Source organism: Mycobacterium sp. IDUB_21, from assembly GCF_055419425.1.
In genome coordinates, this window is record NZ_JBVAXQ010000021.1 from 21,955 (window position 1) to 36,421 (window position 14,467).

The window sequence follows — 14,467 nt, forward strand, 5'->3', positions numbered from 1 at the left end:
GCCGTCGTGGTGGATCTCCTCGGCGTGACGCGGCCCGGCGGGGTGGACGTTCACATCCGCTCCGGTGCGCTCACGCCGAGAATGCTCAGCCCGTTGGCGATCACCTGCCGGGTGGCCTGGCACAGCGCCAGCCGGGCGGTGTTCAGGTCGTTGGGCTGCTCGTCGCCCTGCGGCAGCACCCGACAGCTGTCGTAGAACCGGTGGTAGTCACCGGCGAGGTCTTCCAGATAACGACAGACACGATGCGGTTCACGCAGCGCGGCAGCGGTTTTGAGCACCCTGGGGAACTCCCCCAGGCTGCGGATCAGCGTGCCCTCTTTGTCATGGCTGAGCAGCCCGAGGTTGGTCGTGTCGAGACTCATCCCGAGTTCGGCGGCATTGCGAGCCAGCGCACAGAGCCGGGCGTGGGCGTATTGCACGTAGTAGACCGGGTTTTCGTTGCTCGCCGAGGACCACAGCTCCAAGTCGATGTCGATCGGGGAGTCCACCGAGGAACGGGTCAGGCTGTAGCGGGCGGCGTCCACACCGATGGCCTCGACCAGGTCGTCGAGGGTGATGACGGTGCCGGCGCGCTTGCTCATCTTGACCGGCTGGCCATCGCGCACCAGGTTGACCATCTGGCCGATCAGTACCTCGACGGTAGCCGGATCGTCGCCGAAGGCGGCCGCGGCGGCCTTGAGCCGGGCGATGTAGCCGTGGTGATCGGCGCCGAGCATGTAGATGCACAAGTTGAAGCCGCGCTCACGCTTGTCCAGGTAGTAGGCCAGGTCCCCGGCGATGTAGGCGGGTTTGCCGTCGCTCTTGATCACGACGCGGTCTTTGTCGTCGCCGTAGGCGCTGGTGCGCAGCCAGGTGGCGCCGTCCTTTTCGTAGATGTTGTCTTCTGCGCGCAGCCGCTCGATGGCCTGCTCGACGCGGCCGGAGGTGTGCATCGAGTCTTCGTGGGTGAAGACGTCGAAGTCGGTGCCGAACTCGTGCAGCGAAGCCTTGATGTGGGTGAACATCAGGTCCACGCCGATCTTCCGGAACGTCTCCTGGGCCTGCTCTTTGGGGGCACTCATCACGTCGGGGGCCTTGGCCTGCACCGCCGCGGCGATCTCGGCGATGTAGGCGCCGGCGTAGCCGTCCTCGGGGGCCGGCTCGCCCTTGGCGGCGGCGATCAGCGAATTGGCGAACCGATCGATCTGGGCGCCGTGGTCGTTGAAGTAGTACTCGCGGGTGACCGCGGCCCCCTGGGTGGACAGCAACCGGCCCAGCGCGTCACCGACCGCGGCCCAGCGGGTTCCGCCGATGTGGATGGGGCCGGTGGGGTTGGCCGAGACGAACTCCAGGTTGACGTTGAGGCGAGCGAACTCTTGGGAGTGGCCGTAGTTCTGGCCGGCGTCGATGACGTTGGCGACCACGACGCCCTGCGCCGAGGCGTCGAGGCGGATGTTGACGAAGCCGGGACCGGCGGTGTCGGCCGAGGCGATCCCGTCGGCGTTGGCCAGCGCCTCGGCCAGCCAACCGGCCAGCTCACGCGGGTTGACGCCGACCTTCTTACCCAGCTGCAACGCCAGGTTGGTGGCGTAGTCGCCGTGTTCGGGGTTGCGCGGGCGCTCCACAGCCACCGTCGCGGGCAGCGCGGCGGGGTCCAGGTCGTGCTCGGCCAACACCGCGGCTGCGGTGGTCTTGAGCAATTCGGCCAGATCGGCGGGGGTCACGAGGCCCCATCCTAGGGTCTGACGTGGTCAGGACCCGAATCTGTCCGGTTCTTTAGCCTGGGCCGTGATGCGTTAGTCTGTCGAAGCCCACTTGGCGCAGCATCACTGCATGCGCCCCCGTAGCTCAGGGGATAGAGCGTCTGCCTCCGGAGCAGAAGGCCGCAGGTTCGAATCCTGCCGGGGGCACTCTCTGACCAGGCGATATGCCACTCAACCGAACGTGTCAGATCCCGAATGTGACACAAAGTGACACATCAGCTTTTTAATCGGTGTCACCCGGTCTCAGGTCGCACTCGCAGCGCCTTGAAGGCCTCGATGATGTCGTCCGTCGGGTGCGGTTATCGCGACCGAGATGCCAGCGTGGCCCGCGTGCCGATTAGCCCGCGACCGCGATCGGGTGAATACCGTCCAACTCCGAACCTCTCGCGGCGCGGACCAGATCGGCGTCGTAACGCGCCTGCAGGTTGATCCAGAACATGTCGGACACGCCCAGCGCCCGCGATAGCCGCAGGCCCGTGTCGGCGGTGATGCCCCGCCGCCCACGGATGATCTCGCTCAGACGGGTCTGCGGCACGCCGATCTCCTGGGCCAGCCGGTAGGGGGTGATCCCCATCGGCGCGAGGAACTCTTCGGCGAGAATCTCGCCGGGGTGGGTGGGCTCAAAATCAGCCATGATGTCCTTCCTCTCAGTGGTAGTCGGTCAGCTCGACATCATCGGCACCGCCGTTGCTCCAGGCGAAGCAGATGCGGTACTGGTCGTTGACACGGATGCTGTGCTGACCCGCGCGGGGCGCATGTAGCTTCTCCAGCCGGTTACCCGGTGGAACGCGTAAATCGTTGATGTTCTCCGCCGCGTCGAGAATCTGCATCTTGCGACGCGCCGCCTTGGCAAGCCCGGTGCTGATCCCCTTCGGGCACCGCAACTCCCAAACCTTCTGGGTGTCGCTGTCCCCGAACGAGCGGATCACGCATCCAATACTAACGTTGTACGTTACTATCGTCAATCGGGAGCACGGATGAGCCGTTTTTCGGGGTCGTTGTCCTGTGATGACGGTGGTTTTCACCAGCACGTCGGGATAGGCTGCCGCGGGATAACAAGTAGTTGAGATTGTGCCGCGAAGGGCGACGATGACTGCCGTGCAGGACCATGAGACCGACTTCGCCCGGCCCTGGGCCCCGCACCGGCTGCGCATCTATACCGGCGTAGCCCTGTTCGTCCTGGGCATGTTCGCGCTGCTGACCATCGCGGTCAGTCTGCGCATCATTCCGGCCAGCTTCTCGGTGGACGTGATCGCCAACATGATCTTCGGAATCCCGGTAATGCTGCTGCCGTTCGTGATCCTCTGGGATGCGCCGGACGAGCATCGCACCCGACTGGACCGGGCCGCCGAGCTGACTTTGTTCTACATCCCGTTCACCGCGGCCAGCCAGATCGGCTACGAGCTGATGTTCCTGATCGGTCAGCCGCTGGGCTGGTGGGCTCCCACCGACGATCCGGGCTTCAAGTGGCTGTGGTGGCAGTACGGTCTGGCCGACACCCGCTACGTCAGCGGCAATCCGTGGGTGTTCGCTCTCGAAGTGGTCGGGGTCAGCACCGGCATCACCGTCTTCGTGATGTGGACCAAGCTGCTGCGCTCCACGCTGCCGCTGGAGTCCCGGATCCGCTGCCTCTGGGTGGTGCTGATCGGCATCTCGGTGCTGATGAGCAGTACCGCGGTCTACTTCCTCAGTGAGGTGGGCGCGGGGTTCGCCGACATCGGGCAAGGCAGCTGGGGCTTCTGGTTCAAGTTCATCGGCGAGAACGTGCCGTTCATCGTGCTGCCGCCATTGGTGATCTATGCGACCTATCTGCAGATCGACCACCTGACCCGACGGGCGGGCGTGCACGACGGCGGTTAGCGGCGTCGACACGCATCGTCGAGCCAAATGTTCCCGCTTCGCGCCCAGCGTAAATCGCCACGGTGACGTCCCCGCAGCCCCTAGGGTCGATCGGGTGACAATTCGCCTTGGCTTCCAGATCCCAGACTTCTCTTACGGCACCGACGTTTCAAAGCTGTTCCCCACCGTCATCGCGCAGGCCCAGGAGGCCGAGGCCGCCGGGTTCGACGTGGTGTTCCTGATGGACCACTTCTACCAACTGCCCATGCTGGGCTCCCCCGACCAGCCGATGCTCGAGGCCTACACGGCGTTGGGCGCACTGGCGACCGCGACCGAACGGGTCCAGCTGGGCACGCTGGTCACCGGCAACACCTACCGCAACCCGGCCCTGCTGGCCAAGATCATCACCACCCTGGACGTCATCAGCGCCGGGCGGGCGGTGCTGGGCATCGGCACCGGCTGGTTCGAGCTCGAACACGACCAGTTGGGTTACGAGTTCGGCACCTTCACCGACCGGTTCAACCGGCTCGACGAGGCATTGCAGATCATCCTGCCGATGCTCAAGGGTGAGCGGCCGACCTTCGAGGGCAAGTGGTACCGCTCCAGCGAGGCGATGGCCGAACCCCGCTTCCGCGACCACATTCCGCTGCTGATCGGCGGCAGTGGAGAGAAGAAGACGATCCCGCTCGCGGCGCGCCACTTCGACCACCTCAACCTGATCACCGGTTTCGATGAGCTGCCCGCGAAGATGGATGCCGTGCGGCGCAGTTGCGAAGAAGTCGACCGCGATCCCGCCACCCTGGAAACCACCATGTTGCTCACCGCGCTGGCCGGCCAGAACGTCAGCGCCGATCAGATCCCCGCCGAGATGAGCCAGCGAATGGTGGCCGGCAGCCCCGAATCGATCGCCGAGCAGATCAAAACCAAGGTGCTCGATGCCGGCGTCGGCGGAGTGACCATGAATATCCCCGGCTACACGCCCGGGGTAATCGCTGACGTCGGCGCCGCGTTGCGTTCGGTGATCGACGCCTGACGCTTTTTCGCAGGCTGATTTTTAACCTCGCGGCAGCGCACAAGACCGTCACGCAGGGTTAGTCCATCGACTGCATGTCACAGCATTCATGCAGGTAGCGACGGCTCAGCCGATCAGGCGGAGAGGTTCGGCGGCCCGGCAGGCCGGGCCGCTGGACTGCCTGGGCCGACGCGGTGGCGCAAATGCCGGGCAGGGTTTTGCGCAGTCCGCGTCTAACGTCGTGGCTAACCAGAACGCACTATCGAAAAGCGAGTATCCGAATCCCATGACAACACGGTTGGAATGCGAACTCGGGTCCGCCGGCGGAACCGGGCGATGTCGCCCAGCGCAGAACCGCCACGAATCAATTCGGTAGGCCGCAACCCTTTTCGGTTGCCCACTTAGACCTCGCCTGCCGATCTCAACGGCCGCGCATCGCCTGATGCGATCGAGGAAAGGCTCCGCTGATGCTGGATTTCGGGATTCTGCCACCCGAGGTCATCTCGACGCAGATGTATACCGGCCCCGGTTCCGGCCCGCTGCTGGCGTCGGCCGCGGCGTGGGATGCGTTGAGCGGGCAGCTGAATGCGTTCGCACTCGGCTACTCATCCACGCTCACCGGGTTGCAGGACGAGGGATGGACTGGCGCTTCTTCGCAGGCGATGCTGGCTGCTGCCACCCCGTACATGGCCTGGGTGTCGCAGACGGCAACCCAGGCCGAGCAGGCTGCCACTCAGACCCGGGCCGCTGCGGCCGCATACGAATCTGCCCGCGCCGCAACGGTTCCACCGACCGTCGTCACCACCAACCGCACCCAGTTGCAAAACCTGGTGGCAACCAACCTCTTCGGGCAGAACACCTCACTGATCGCAGCCCTCGAAGCCGCCTACGCCCAGATGTGGGCTCAAGACGCCGCGGCCATGCACGGTTACGCGACCTCGGCATACACCGCCACTCAGCTGGCCCCGTTCCACGAGCCACCGCAGACCACCAACTCCGCTGCGGCTACCAGCCAGGCACTCGCGCCGGCGGCAGCCCTCGGCAATGCCGCGGCCTCGCAGACCGGACAGTCGGTGGCTGACGGTGTGATCGACGGGGCGAGCAACTTCAACACGCTGAGCGGCCCGGTCGGTTTCGCCACCGCCATGAGCCGCACCGTGACCAACGCGGGAAGCTTCTTCACCGCGCTGGCCAAGGCGGTCAGCGGTGCGGCGCCGAAGGCGGCGGCCGCCGCGATTCCCGCCATCCTTCCCGCCGCCGGTATGGCCTCGGCGGTCCAGGCCGGCCCTTCCCTGGTGCGCAGCACCGCGGCGGCGAGCATGGGCAGTGCCTCACCGATCGGTCAGCTGTCCGTGCCGAAAGCCTGGGCCGACACTGCGCCGATCGCTGCAGCCACCGAGGAGCCGCTGTTTCTCTCCGAGACCGAGCTGGCCGAAACCGGCTCCTGGGAAGAGGCTCCGGCCAGCGGCATGATGGGCGCTGCACCGGCTGCTGCCATGGGAGCAGCGGCCGGCGGAGGCGGGCGGTCCACCGTCAGCAGCATGCTGCGGGTCGGCCCGAAACGCTTCGCCATGCCGCGACCGTCCGTCGGCGGATAATCGGCGGGACAATCCATGTTGGATTTCGGGATGCTTCCACCCGAGGTCAATTCGACCCTGATGTATTCGGGCCCTGGATCGGGACCGATGCTGGCCGCGGCGTCGGCATGGGACGCGTTGGCCTGGCAACTGGAATCATTCGCAACCGGTTATTCCTCGACTCTGTCCGAACTGCTGGGCCAGACCTGGTCGGGCGGCTCCGCGGAGGCGATGGTCGCCGCCGCGACACCGTATGTCGCCTGGGCGTCGGCCACCGCGACGCTGGCCGAACAGACCGCCGATCAGGCCCGCGCCGCAGCGGCCGGCTACGAAGCGGCCTTCGCCGCGACCGTGCCGCCGCCGGCCGTCGCCGCCAACCGGATTCAGCTGGCGACCCTGGTCGCCACCAACTTCTTCGGGCAGAACACCGCGGCGATCGCCGCGACGGAAGCCGCCTACGCCACGATGTGGGCCCAGGACGCCACCGCGATGTATGCCTACGCGGCGGTCTCGTCGGCCGCCTCCACGCTGACGCCGTTCCAACAGCCTCAGCAAACCACCAGTGCGACAGGGCAATCCGGCCAGAGTGCTGCCGTCGCCCAAGCAACTGCCACTGCTACGGCGACGCCGTCTGGCCCGTTGACTGGGATGATGTCTTCGACGGTCAGCGGTGTCGGCATCTTCAACACCCTGACCAACCCGGCGCGATTCGCCGCCGATTCCCTCCGCACGGCCGGGCAGATGGGCAACTACATCATGGCGCTGATTCCCGCCGCCAGCTCGGCCGCCGCCAAGGTCCCGGCAGCGGCGGTTGCGGCCGGGGAATTCGGTCCCGCTGCACGTGCGATGGTGCTGGCCGGTGTCGGCGAGGCCGCGCCGGTGGGCGGGTTGTCGGTGCCGCCCAGTTGGCCGGCGTCGCCCGCCGGTTCGACCGTGCAGCAGGCGCAGCTGGCCGCGGCGACACATCCCCTGGCTGCCCAGGAGGAACGCCCCGCGTCGTCCCGGCGAGCGCACCTCGCCCCCGCCGGGGCCGGGCCGGTGCGGGCGTTGGGCGCCGGCCGGAAGGGATACCCGGTGTTGCGGATGCGTGACAGGCGCTACCGGATGCCGCGGCCGGCGGTGGGTGGCTGATGCACCCGGCCGCTCAACCCAGCACGGTGCGCATCAGCATCACGTCGTAGGCGTTCCACAGCGACAACGTGAAGTACACCTCTTTGCCCGTCGACCACGGGTGCAGGTAGGGCGCGTAGATGCCGCCGGGCATCTGCCCGGAGGAGATCAGCGTCTGTTCGCCGCTCCACGGCCCCTGTGGTGTCGGTGCGGTGCGGGCCACGACATCGTTGCCGCCGTTGCCGTACAGGGCCAGGTACTGCCTGAGGTAGGAGTTGTACTGCACCGACATCTCGCCCACCGGTCCGGGGATCACCGGGGTGGCCGCGGCCGGGTTGTTCGGCACCCAGCCCCCGCCGGCCTCCGACGCGCTCCAGTACTGGTACTTGGTGACGTCGGGGACGGCGCGTTCGGGCACCCGCGACAGGAACGCCGGGCCGCCGCGGCCGGCGGGGGTTCCGTAGGAGTACAGGAAGCCGTCGCCCCCGCGCAGGAACGCGCCCTGCTGGAATTTCTCGTTACCGGGGACAAAGTGTGCCCGGGGAACGTTTTCCGGCGACGACGAACGCACCGTCCCCGGATAGACCCCCCAGGATTCGCCGTTGTCGTTGGACACCGCGATCGCCGAGTAGTTGGTGGACCATTCCCCGTCGCGTCCCCAGTTTTTGATCGACATGAAATTCATGTACTGATTGCCGGCGATCCCGATTCCGGCGGTGGGAATCATGCCCTCTTGGGTGGGCGACAGACGCACGGCCGGCAGGATCTGCTTGGAGAAATTCGCTTGCCGCAGTGGTGAACCCGAGTACCTGTTGCCGACCGCACCGGGCCCGACGGTGATCCCGTCGGCCAGATTGTTGTCCTGGGTCCGGAACAGCACGTTTTGACGCCACTGCTTGCCCTGCATCTTGCAGTAACCGAAGGTGTCGCCGAAGGCCATGAGGATCTGCCGGTTGGCGGGATCGCCGTTGTCCCAAGGGATCCCGAGGTCGGTGCCGGAGATGCCGAAGCGCTGCAGAGTTTGGTTGGGGCTGTTGGGACCGGTCACCCATTCCACCAGGGAGGTCTGGGAGCCGGCGATCGCACCGGCGGCGTCGGCGGTCGACAGGCCCGGATCTGCTCCGGCGTTCGGAACGGGCTGAACGGGTTGAGCCGCGTTCGGGACAGCCTGCGCGCCCGGGTTCGGGACGGCCGGCACCACTGCCGCCTGCTGTTTGATCGTGCCGTTCGGGTTGATCAGCGCGGCGATCAGCGGGCCCAGTTTGGGCAGCGGCGCGCTGTCGTTGGCGCCGCGGGGCCGCTGCCCGATCGGCAGCTGGCCGGTACCGGTGCTCGGCGAGCCGGGCGGCGGGTCGATATTGGCCTCGGGCGCGTTGCACGTCGCCGCCATGGCCGGCGGGGCGAACTCGGTCACGAGCACCATCCCGAGAACGACCGCCGGCACCATCGCCGCCGAAACGATTCGACGCGTCGCCGACATGTCACACCTTTCCGGGACCGCCATGGGCCTCGCCTGCTGTGACGATAGTGGCTGGTGAGGCGGTTGTGGCCAGCGAGATGTTGATAGAGACGCTTCCGTAACCGTGTCGCAACGGCTTGCGTCGGGCGGTCGGGACGCCTCAGCGGCTGAACTCGGCGACCACCTCCGCCGCGCGTCGCAGCTGGTCACGGTCGGAACTCGTGGGAATCAGGTGGATTTCGTCGGCCCCCACCGCTTCGAAGCTGCGCAGCACGTCGAGAAGCTCTTCCTCGCTGCCCGCCCAGCCGGTGGTCGGGGCCATCGCCTCGACGTATTCGGCGGGAATCCAGTTCATGTAGCGCAGCAGATGCTCGCGCACCTGGTTGCGCGCGGCGTCGCGCTCACCCAACGCGAACCAGAATGAGGACGCCAGATACGGCTCGGCTTTGCCGGCCTGCCGCCACGCCTGCCGGGCGACGTCGAACAACTCGTTCTGCCTGGCCACATCGAGGTCCATCGTGATGCCGGCCAAACCCTCGGCCCAGGTGGCGGCGCTGCGCACGGTCTTGGGGCCGATGGTGCCGACCACCAGTCGTGGTCCGCCGGGTTGCGTCGGCGCCGGGCCGACCGGCAGCACCGACTCGGTGAGCTTCTCCCCCGCCCACACGCGTTTCATGATCGCGACCCGCTCGGCCATCTCCCGCATGGTCTGTGTCGCCGGATCCGCACCGGCGGCGCGGTAGTCCTCATGCCGGCCACCCACCCCGATGCCGACGGTGAGCCGCCCGCCGCTCAGCAGATCCGCGGTGGCCAGTGCCTTGGCCAGCATGACCGGATCGTGCAGTTGCGGGACGATGACCGTCGTCACCAGGCGCACCCGCTCGGTCCATGCCGCCACCGCCCCCAGCAGCGTCAGGCTGTCGGGGTTGGTGAAGGCGATCCGCTCTCCCCAACTCAGCGACGAGAACGGCCCCTCGTCGACGGCGCGCGCCCAGTCCCGCAGCAGCGTCGCGTCCAGATCGGGCTCCATCACCGGCATGGTCATTCCCACCTGCATGCCCGCGATTGTGGCATGGACGACGGCCGGGACCGACACTGGAGGAATGAGCATCTCCTTCAATCACACGATCGTCGCCGCCCACGACAAGCAGGCGTCAGCGGTATTTCTGGCGGAACTGTTCGACCTGCCTGATCCGCAGCCGTTCGGGCACTTCATGGTCGTCGGGCTCGATCACGAGGCCAGCCTCGATTACGCCGAGGTCCCCGGCGACGAGGAGATCCGGCCGCAGCACTACGCATTCCTGGTCTCCGAGGATGACTTCGACGCCATCTACGGCAAGATCTCCTCGCGGGGGCTGGCGCACTGGGCGGATCCGCGAGGTGGGCACCCCGGCGAGATCAACCACCGCGACGGCGGCCGCGGCGTGTATTTCCGCGATCCCAACGGTCACGCGATGGAGATCCTGACCCGACCGTACGGCTCGGATTCCTAGGGTCAGATTCCGCGCGGGGGTGCCTAAAAACGGGATTCTGCCCGGCGGGTCGACCGGGGACACGCACTCTCGCGGAGGTCGGGTTAGCTGCCGTGGCCGCGCTGGCGTTCCTGGGTGCGGTAATCGGCGGCGAGCTCGGCGACGTGCGCGGGCAAGTCACCAGAGGCCACGTCGGCCAGGCTGGTCTCCTCGAGCACCGAACGCATGCTGGCCCGCAGCGCTCGCCACACGTCGGTCAATGCGGCGGTCGGGCCCGCGTAGGGCAGATCGCCCATGCCGATGTCGCGGACGCTGGCCAGCGGGCCGTCGATGCAGCGCAGCACGTCGGCGACGCTGATCTCGGTGGCCGCCCGCGCCAGCTCGTAGCCCCCGTCGCGGCCGCGCTGACTGCGCACCAGCCGGTCGTTGCGTAGATCAGACAGGATGTCGACGAGGAACTGCGCCGGAATGCCCTGTGCGGCGGCGATGTCGTCGGTTTTGACCAGGGTGCCCGCTTCGGTGGTGGCGAGCTGGACCATCGCCCGCACCGCGTACTCCGCCTTGGCCGACATCCGCATCCTGGGGATTCTGCCATCTGCGCCCGGTGACGATGCACAGCGAAGCGATGAGGTGGGGGCACCTCCCGCTTGCGGGGGAGAGGCGGGCAGTCGATCTTTCGGCGACGTCAGCCGATCGCGGCGAGCACCGCCTGGGCGTATTCGGGGCGGCACACCACCAGGTCGGGCAGCAGCGGGTCGGGCCGGTTGTAGGCCAGCGGCGAGCCATCGATGCGCGAGGTGTGCAGGCCGGCGGCCCGGGCGACGGCCACCGGGGCGGCCGAGTCCCATTCGTATTGCCCGCCGGCGTGCACGTAGACGTCGGCGGTGCCCTGCACGACGGCGGCGACCTTCACCCCGGCCGAACCCATCGGCACCAGCACGCCGTCGAGGCGGTCGCGGACGCTTTCGGCGACCGCGGGTGGGCGGCTGCGAGACACCGCGATGCGCGGCGGGCCGGTGTGCCCGGGCGGGGTGGCAACCGTCGGGGTGGCCAGGGTGATGTCCCGCGCCGGCAGGGCGATCGCCCCGGCGGTCAGTTCTCCGGCTTGCCACAGCGCGACGTGCACGGCCCAGTCGTCGCGGTCCAGCTCGGAGAATTCCCGGGTGCCGTCCAGCGGGTCGACGATCCACACCCGGTCGGCTTGCAGCCGGATGGGATTGTCGGCGCCCTCCTCGGACAGCACCGCATCGTCCGGGCGTTCGGCAGCCAGCGCCGTCATCAGGTAGTCGTGAGAGCGCTTGTCGCCGGCTGCTTTCCGCTCGGCCTGGGTTGCATCGGCCAGTTCCTCACGGACGCTCAGCAGCAGCCGGCCGGCGTCGGCGGCAAGCTGGGCGGCCAGCTGGTGATCGTTCACCTACGGGCGTCCAGCGCGGCGATGACCTGCCGGGCCTGTTTGTCGATGCTGTCTTGCGGGGCCAGCCGCACGTCGGGGTTGCGCGGCCGCTGGTAGGGACTGTCGATCCCGGTGAAGTGGGTGATGAGACCCGCACGCGCTTTTGCGTATAGCCCCTTGGGGTCTCGCTGCTCGCAGGCCTCCAGCGGGGTATCGCAGAACACTTCGACGAAATCGAACCCGGCGTCGGTGTGCACCTGGCGGGCCAACTGACGATGCTCGATCAGTGGACTGATCGCCGGCACCAGCACGATCTGACCGGAATCGGCCAGCAGGGTGGCCACATGCGCCAGCCGGCGCAGGTTCTCGGCGCGGTCGGCCATCGAGAACCCGAGGTCGGCGTTGAGCCCGTGCCGCAGGTTGTCACCGTCGAGAACATAAGCGGGCGTTCCTCTTTCGAGCAGCAGCTGCTCGACCCGCATGGCCACCGACGACTTGCCTGCGCCGGAGAGTCCGGTCAACCACACCGTGCGGCCCTTCGAGAGCCGGTCCGTCGTGGTGACCAGCGACTCGTGGCGCACCGTGTTCGGGCTGGCGGCGCGACCCGACACGTCGCGCAGCACCATGCCGGCCGCCACCGTTCCGTTGGTGGCTTGGTCGATGAGGATGAAGGACCCGGTGGCATCGTTGTGGCTGAATTCGTCGAGCATCAGCGGGACCTGAGCACGCAGCGAGACACGCCCGAGCTCGTTGAGTTCCAACCAGTTCGCTTCCTTGTCCCGGTGCAGGGTGTTGACGTCGAGGCGGTAGTCCAATGCCATCACCTTCACCCGGGTGGTCCGGGTGGTGTGTTTGATGACGTAGTCGTTGCCGGGCTGCAGCGACGCGCCGTCGGCCATCCAGCACACGGTGGCGTCGAAATCTTGGGCGATACGCGGCTGGTTGTTGGTGCGAGCGATCATGTCCCCGCGGGAGATGTCGATGTCGTCAGCCAGGCTCACCGCGACCGCCATCGGCGGAAACGCCTCGTCCACCGCACCATTGGGGCCCTCGATCGAAGCGATCCGGGTCGGTTTCCCCGACGGCAGCACCACCACGTCGTCACCGGGACGAAGTACCCCGCTGGCCACCGTGCCGGCATAGCTTCGGTGGTCGGTGTGCTCGTGGGTCTGTGGGCGGATCACGTACTGCACCGGGAAACGCACGTCGACCAGGTTGCGGTCACCGGCGATGTAGACGTCCTCCAAGTGAGACAGCAGCGCCGGACCCTCGTAGTACGGGGTCTTGTCGGACTTGGTCACCACGTTGTCGCCGAGCAGCGCCGAGATCGGGATGGTCGTCACGTCGTGCACGTCCAGGCGGGTGGCGAACGAATGGAAATCGTCGCGGATCGCCTCGAATTGCTTTGCATCCCAGTCAATCAGGTCCATCTTGTTGACTGCCAGCACAATGTGGCGGATCCCCAGCAGCGACGCCAGGAAGGTGTGCCGGCGGGACTGCTCCTGCAGACCGTGCCGCGCATCGACCAGCACGATCGCCAGCTGGGCGGTCGAGGCGCCGGTCACCATGTTGCGGGTGTACTGGATGTGCCCAGGCGTGTCGGCGATGATGAACTTCCGCTTGGGCGTAGCGAAGTAGCGGTAGGCGACATCGATGGTGATGCCCTGCTCGCGCTCGGCGCGCAAGCCATCGGTGACCAGGGCCAGGTCGGTGTAGTCATGGCCGCGCTCGCGGGAGGTGCGCTCCACCGAGGCCAACTGGTCCTCCATGACGGCCTTGGAGTCGAACAACAGCCGTCCGATCAGGGTGGACTTGCCGTCGTCGACCGAACCGGCCGTCGCGATACGAAGCAGCGTCGTTGCCGCACCCATCAGAAGTACCCCTGCCTCTTACGGTCTTCCATGCCTGCTTCGGAGATCCGGTCGTCAGCGCGGGTGGCACCGCGCTCGGTCAGCCGCGACAACGCGGTCTCATCGATCACCTCGGTGACGGTCGCTGCCGTGGACTCCACACAACCGGTGCAGGTGACGTCGCCGACGGTGCGGAATCGCACCGAGGTCTCGAACACCTCCTCACCGTCGGCGGGCCGCAGGAACTCGTGGTCGGCCAACAGCATGCCGTCGCGCCGAAAGACCTTGCGTTGATGCGCGAAATAGATTGACGGCAAGGTGATTTCCTCAGCGCCGATGTAGGACCAGATGTCGAATTCAGTCCAGTTCGACAGCGGGAACACACGGATGTGCTCACCGCTGCGGTGCCGTCCGTTGTAGAGGTTCCACAGCTCGGGCCGTTGCGCCTTGGGGTCCCACTGGCCGAACTCGTCACGGAAGCTGAACACCCGCTCCTTGGCGCGTGCCTTCTCCTCGTCGCGCCGGGCACCGCCGAACGCCGCGTCGAACTTGTTCTCCCGGATCGCCCGCAACAGGGTGACCGTCTGCAACGGGTTGCGGGACGGCCCGTCATCAACCACCCGCCCGGCGTCGATGTCGTCTTGCACCGAGGCCACCACCAACCGCACCCCGGTCTGGTCGACCAGCTGGTCGCGCGCGGCGATGACCTCGTCGAAGTTGTGGCCGGTGTCGACGTGCATCACCGGGAAGGGCAGCCGGCCCGGCGCGAACGCCTTCACCGCCAGGTGCAGCATGACGATGGAGTCCTTGCCGCCGGAGAACAGCAGCACCGGGCGCTCGAACTCCGCGGCCACCTCCCGGATGATGTGGATGGCCTCGGCCTCCAGCGTCCGTAGCTGCGTCAGCTGATACTGGCCCGCCGTGGACGGCGCCGAGGGCGCGGTGATGTTGCTGGTCATGACTTCCTTGCCAGAGATACCCGATAATCTTGGTGAGACTTACCAGATTTGTTG

14 protein-coding genes and 1 tRNA gene are annotated in these 14,467 nt (G+C 67.2%); 6 read left to right on the forward strand and 9 right to left on the reverse strand.

Annotated elements, in window-relative coordinates:
* Positions 1 to 50: 50 nt before the first annotated feature.
* Positions 51 to 1,703, reverse strand: coding sequence for an arginine--tRNA ligase (argS, locus tag ACZYY4_RS22210; RefSeq protein ID WP_463812218.1), 1,653 nt, complete (start codon positions 1,701 to 1,703; stop codon positions 51 to 53).
* Positions 1,704 to 1,816: 113 nt separating this feature from the next.
* Here argS and ACZYY4_RS22215 point away from each other — a divergent pair.
* Positions 1,817 to 1,889: transfer RNA gene (locus ACZYY4_RS22215), tRNA-Arg, on the forward strand.
* 190 nt (positions 1,890 to 2,079) lie between these two features.
* Here ACZYY4_RS22215 and ACZYY4_RS22220 read toward each other — a convergent pair.
* Positions 2,080 to 2,376: a HigA family addiction module antitoxin gene (locus ACZYY4_RS22220; protein ID WP_463812219.1), complete on the reverse strand. Its 297-nt coding sequence runs from the start codon at positions 2,374 to 2,376 to the stop codon at positions 2,080 to 2,082.
* Positions 2,377 to 2,389: 13 nt separating this feature from the next.
* A complete protein-coding gene (locus ACZYY4_RS22225; RefSeq protein ID WP_463812220.1) occupies positions 2,390 to 2,671 on the reverse strand; it encodes a type II toxin-antitoxin system RelE/ParE family toxin in 282 nt (93 codons plus the stop codon).
* A 160-nt stretch (positions 2,672 to 2,831) separates the two neighbouring features.
* Between ACZYY4_RS22225 and ACZYY4_RS22230 the strand changes: the two genes are divergently transcribed.
* From ACZYY4_RS22230 to ACZYY4_RS22245, 4 genes are all read left to right on the forward strand, one after another.
* A complete protein-coding gene (locus ACZYY4_RS22230) occupies positions 2,832 to 3,602 on the forward strand; it encodes an emopamil-binding protein (RefSeq protein WP_463812221.1) in 771 nt (256 codons plus the stop codon).
* Positions 3,603 to 3,696: 94 nt separating this feature from the next.
* On the forward strand, positions 3,697 to 4,614 hold the full coding sequence (locus ACZYY4_RS22235) for an LLM class F420-dependent oxidoreductase (protein ID WP_463812222.1): 918 nt from the start codon (positions 3,697 to 3,699) through the stop codon (positions 4,612 to 4,614).
* A 446-nt stretch (positions 4,615 to 5,060) separates the two neighbouring features.
* Positions 5,061 to 6,191, forward strand: coding sequence for a PPE family protein (locus tag ACZYY4_RS22240; protein ID WP_463812223.1), 1,131 nt, complete (start codon positions 5,061 to 5,063; stop codon positions 6,189 to 6,191).
* 15 nt (positions 6,192 to 6,206) lie between these two features.
* Entirely contained in the window at positions 6,207 to 7,301 is a 1,095-nt protein-coding gene (locus ACZYY4_RS22245) for a PPE family protein (RefSeq protein ID WP_463812224.1), read from the forward strand.
* 13 nt (positions 7,302 to 7,314) lie between these two features.
* Here ACZYY4_RS22245 and ACZYY4_RS22250 read toward each other — a convergent pair whose 3' ends face one another.
* Together ACZYY4_RS22250 and ACZYY4_RS22255 are read right to left on the reverse strand one after the other, a co-directional pair.
* Complete coding sequence (locus tag ACZYY4_RS22250; RefSeq protein WP_463812225.1) at positions 7,315 to 8,760, reverse strand: DUF4185 domain-containing protein; 1,446 nt, start codon at positions 8,758 to 8,760, stop codon at positions 7,315 to 7,317.
* Positions 8,761 to 8,899: 139 nt separating this feature from the next.
* Positions 8,900 to 9,796 (reverse strand): LLM class flavin-dependent oxidoreductase, encoded by an 897-nt coding sequence (locus tag ACZYY4_RS22255; protein ID WP_463812226.1) that lies wholly within the window; start codon positions 9,794 to 9,796, stop codon positions 8,900 to 8,902.
* 46 nt (positions 9,797 to 9,842) lie between these two features.
* On the opposite strand from ACZYY4_RS22255, the gene ACZYY4_RS22260 reads away from it, so the two are divergent.
* The gene (locus ACZYY4_RS22260; protein ID WP_463812227.1) at positions 9,843 to 10,232 is read left to right on the forward strand and encodes a VOC family protein; all 390 of its coding nucleotides are present in this window, start codon (positions 9,843 to 9,845) and stop codon (positions 10,230 to 10,232) included.
* 83 nt (positions 10,233 to 10,315) lie between these two features.
* On the opposite strand, the gene ACZYY4_RS22265 is transcribed toward ACZYY4_RS22260, so the two are convergent.
* The 4 genes from ACZYY4_RS22265 to cysD all read right to left on the reverse strand — a co-directional run bounded on the left by ACZYY4_RS22265 (position 10,316) and on the right by cysD (position 14,413).
* On the reverse strand, positions 10,316 to 10,789 hold the full coding sequence (locus ACZYY4_RS22265; protein ID WP_463812228.1) for an Rrf2 family transcriptional regulator: 474 nt from the start codon (positions 10,787 to 10,789) through the stop codon (positions 10,316 to 10,318).
* Between the two features lie 107 nt (positions 10,790 to 10,896).
* A complete protein-coding gene (locus ACZYY4_RS22270; protein WP_463812229.1) occupies positions 10,897 to 11,625 on the reverse strand; it encodes a 3'(2'),5'-bisphosphate nucleotidase CysQ in 729 nt (242 codons plus the stop codon).
* Positions 11,622 to 13,475, reverse strand: coding sequence for an adenylyl-sulfate kinase (gene cysC, locus ACZYY4_RS22275; protein WP_463812230.1), 1,854 nt, complete (start codon positions 13,473 to 13,475; stop codon positions 11,622 to 11,624). Before cysC ends, ACZYY4_RS22270 begins: the two co-directional genes overlap by 4 nt.
* A complete protein-coding gene (cysD, locus tag ACZYY4_RS22280) occupies positions 13,475 to 14,413 on the reverse strand; it encodes a sulfate adenylyltransferase subunit CysD (protein WP_463812231.1) in 939 nt (312 codons plus the stop codon). Before cysD ends, cysC begins: the two co-directional genes overlap by 1 nt.
* Positions 14,414 to 14,467 lie beyond the last annotated feature (54 nt).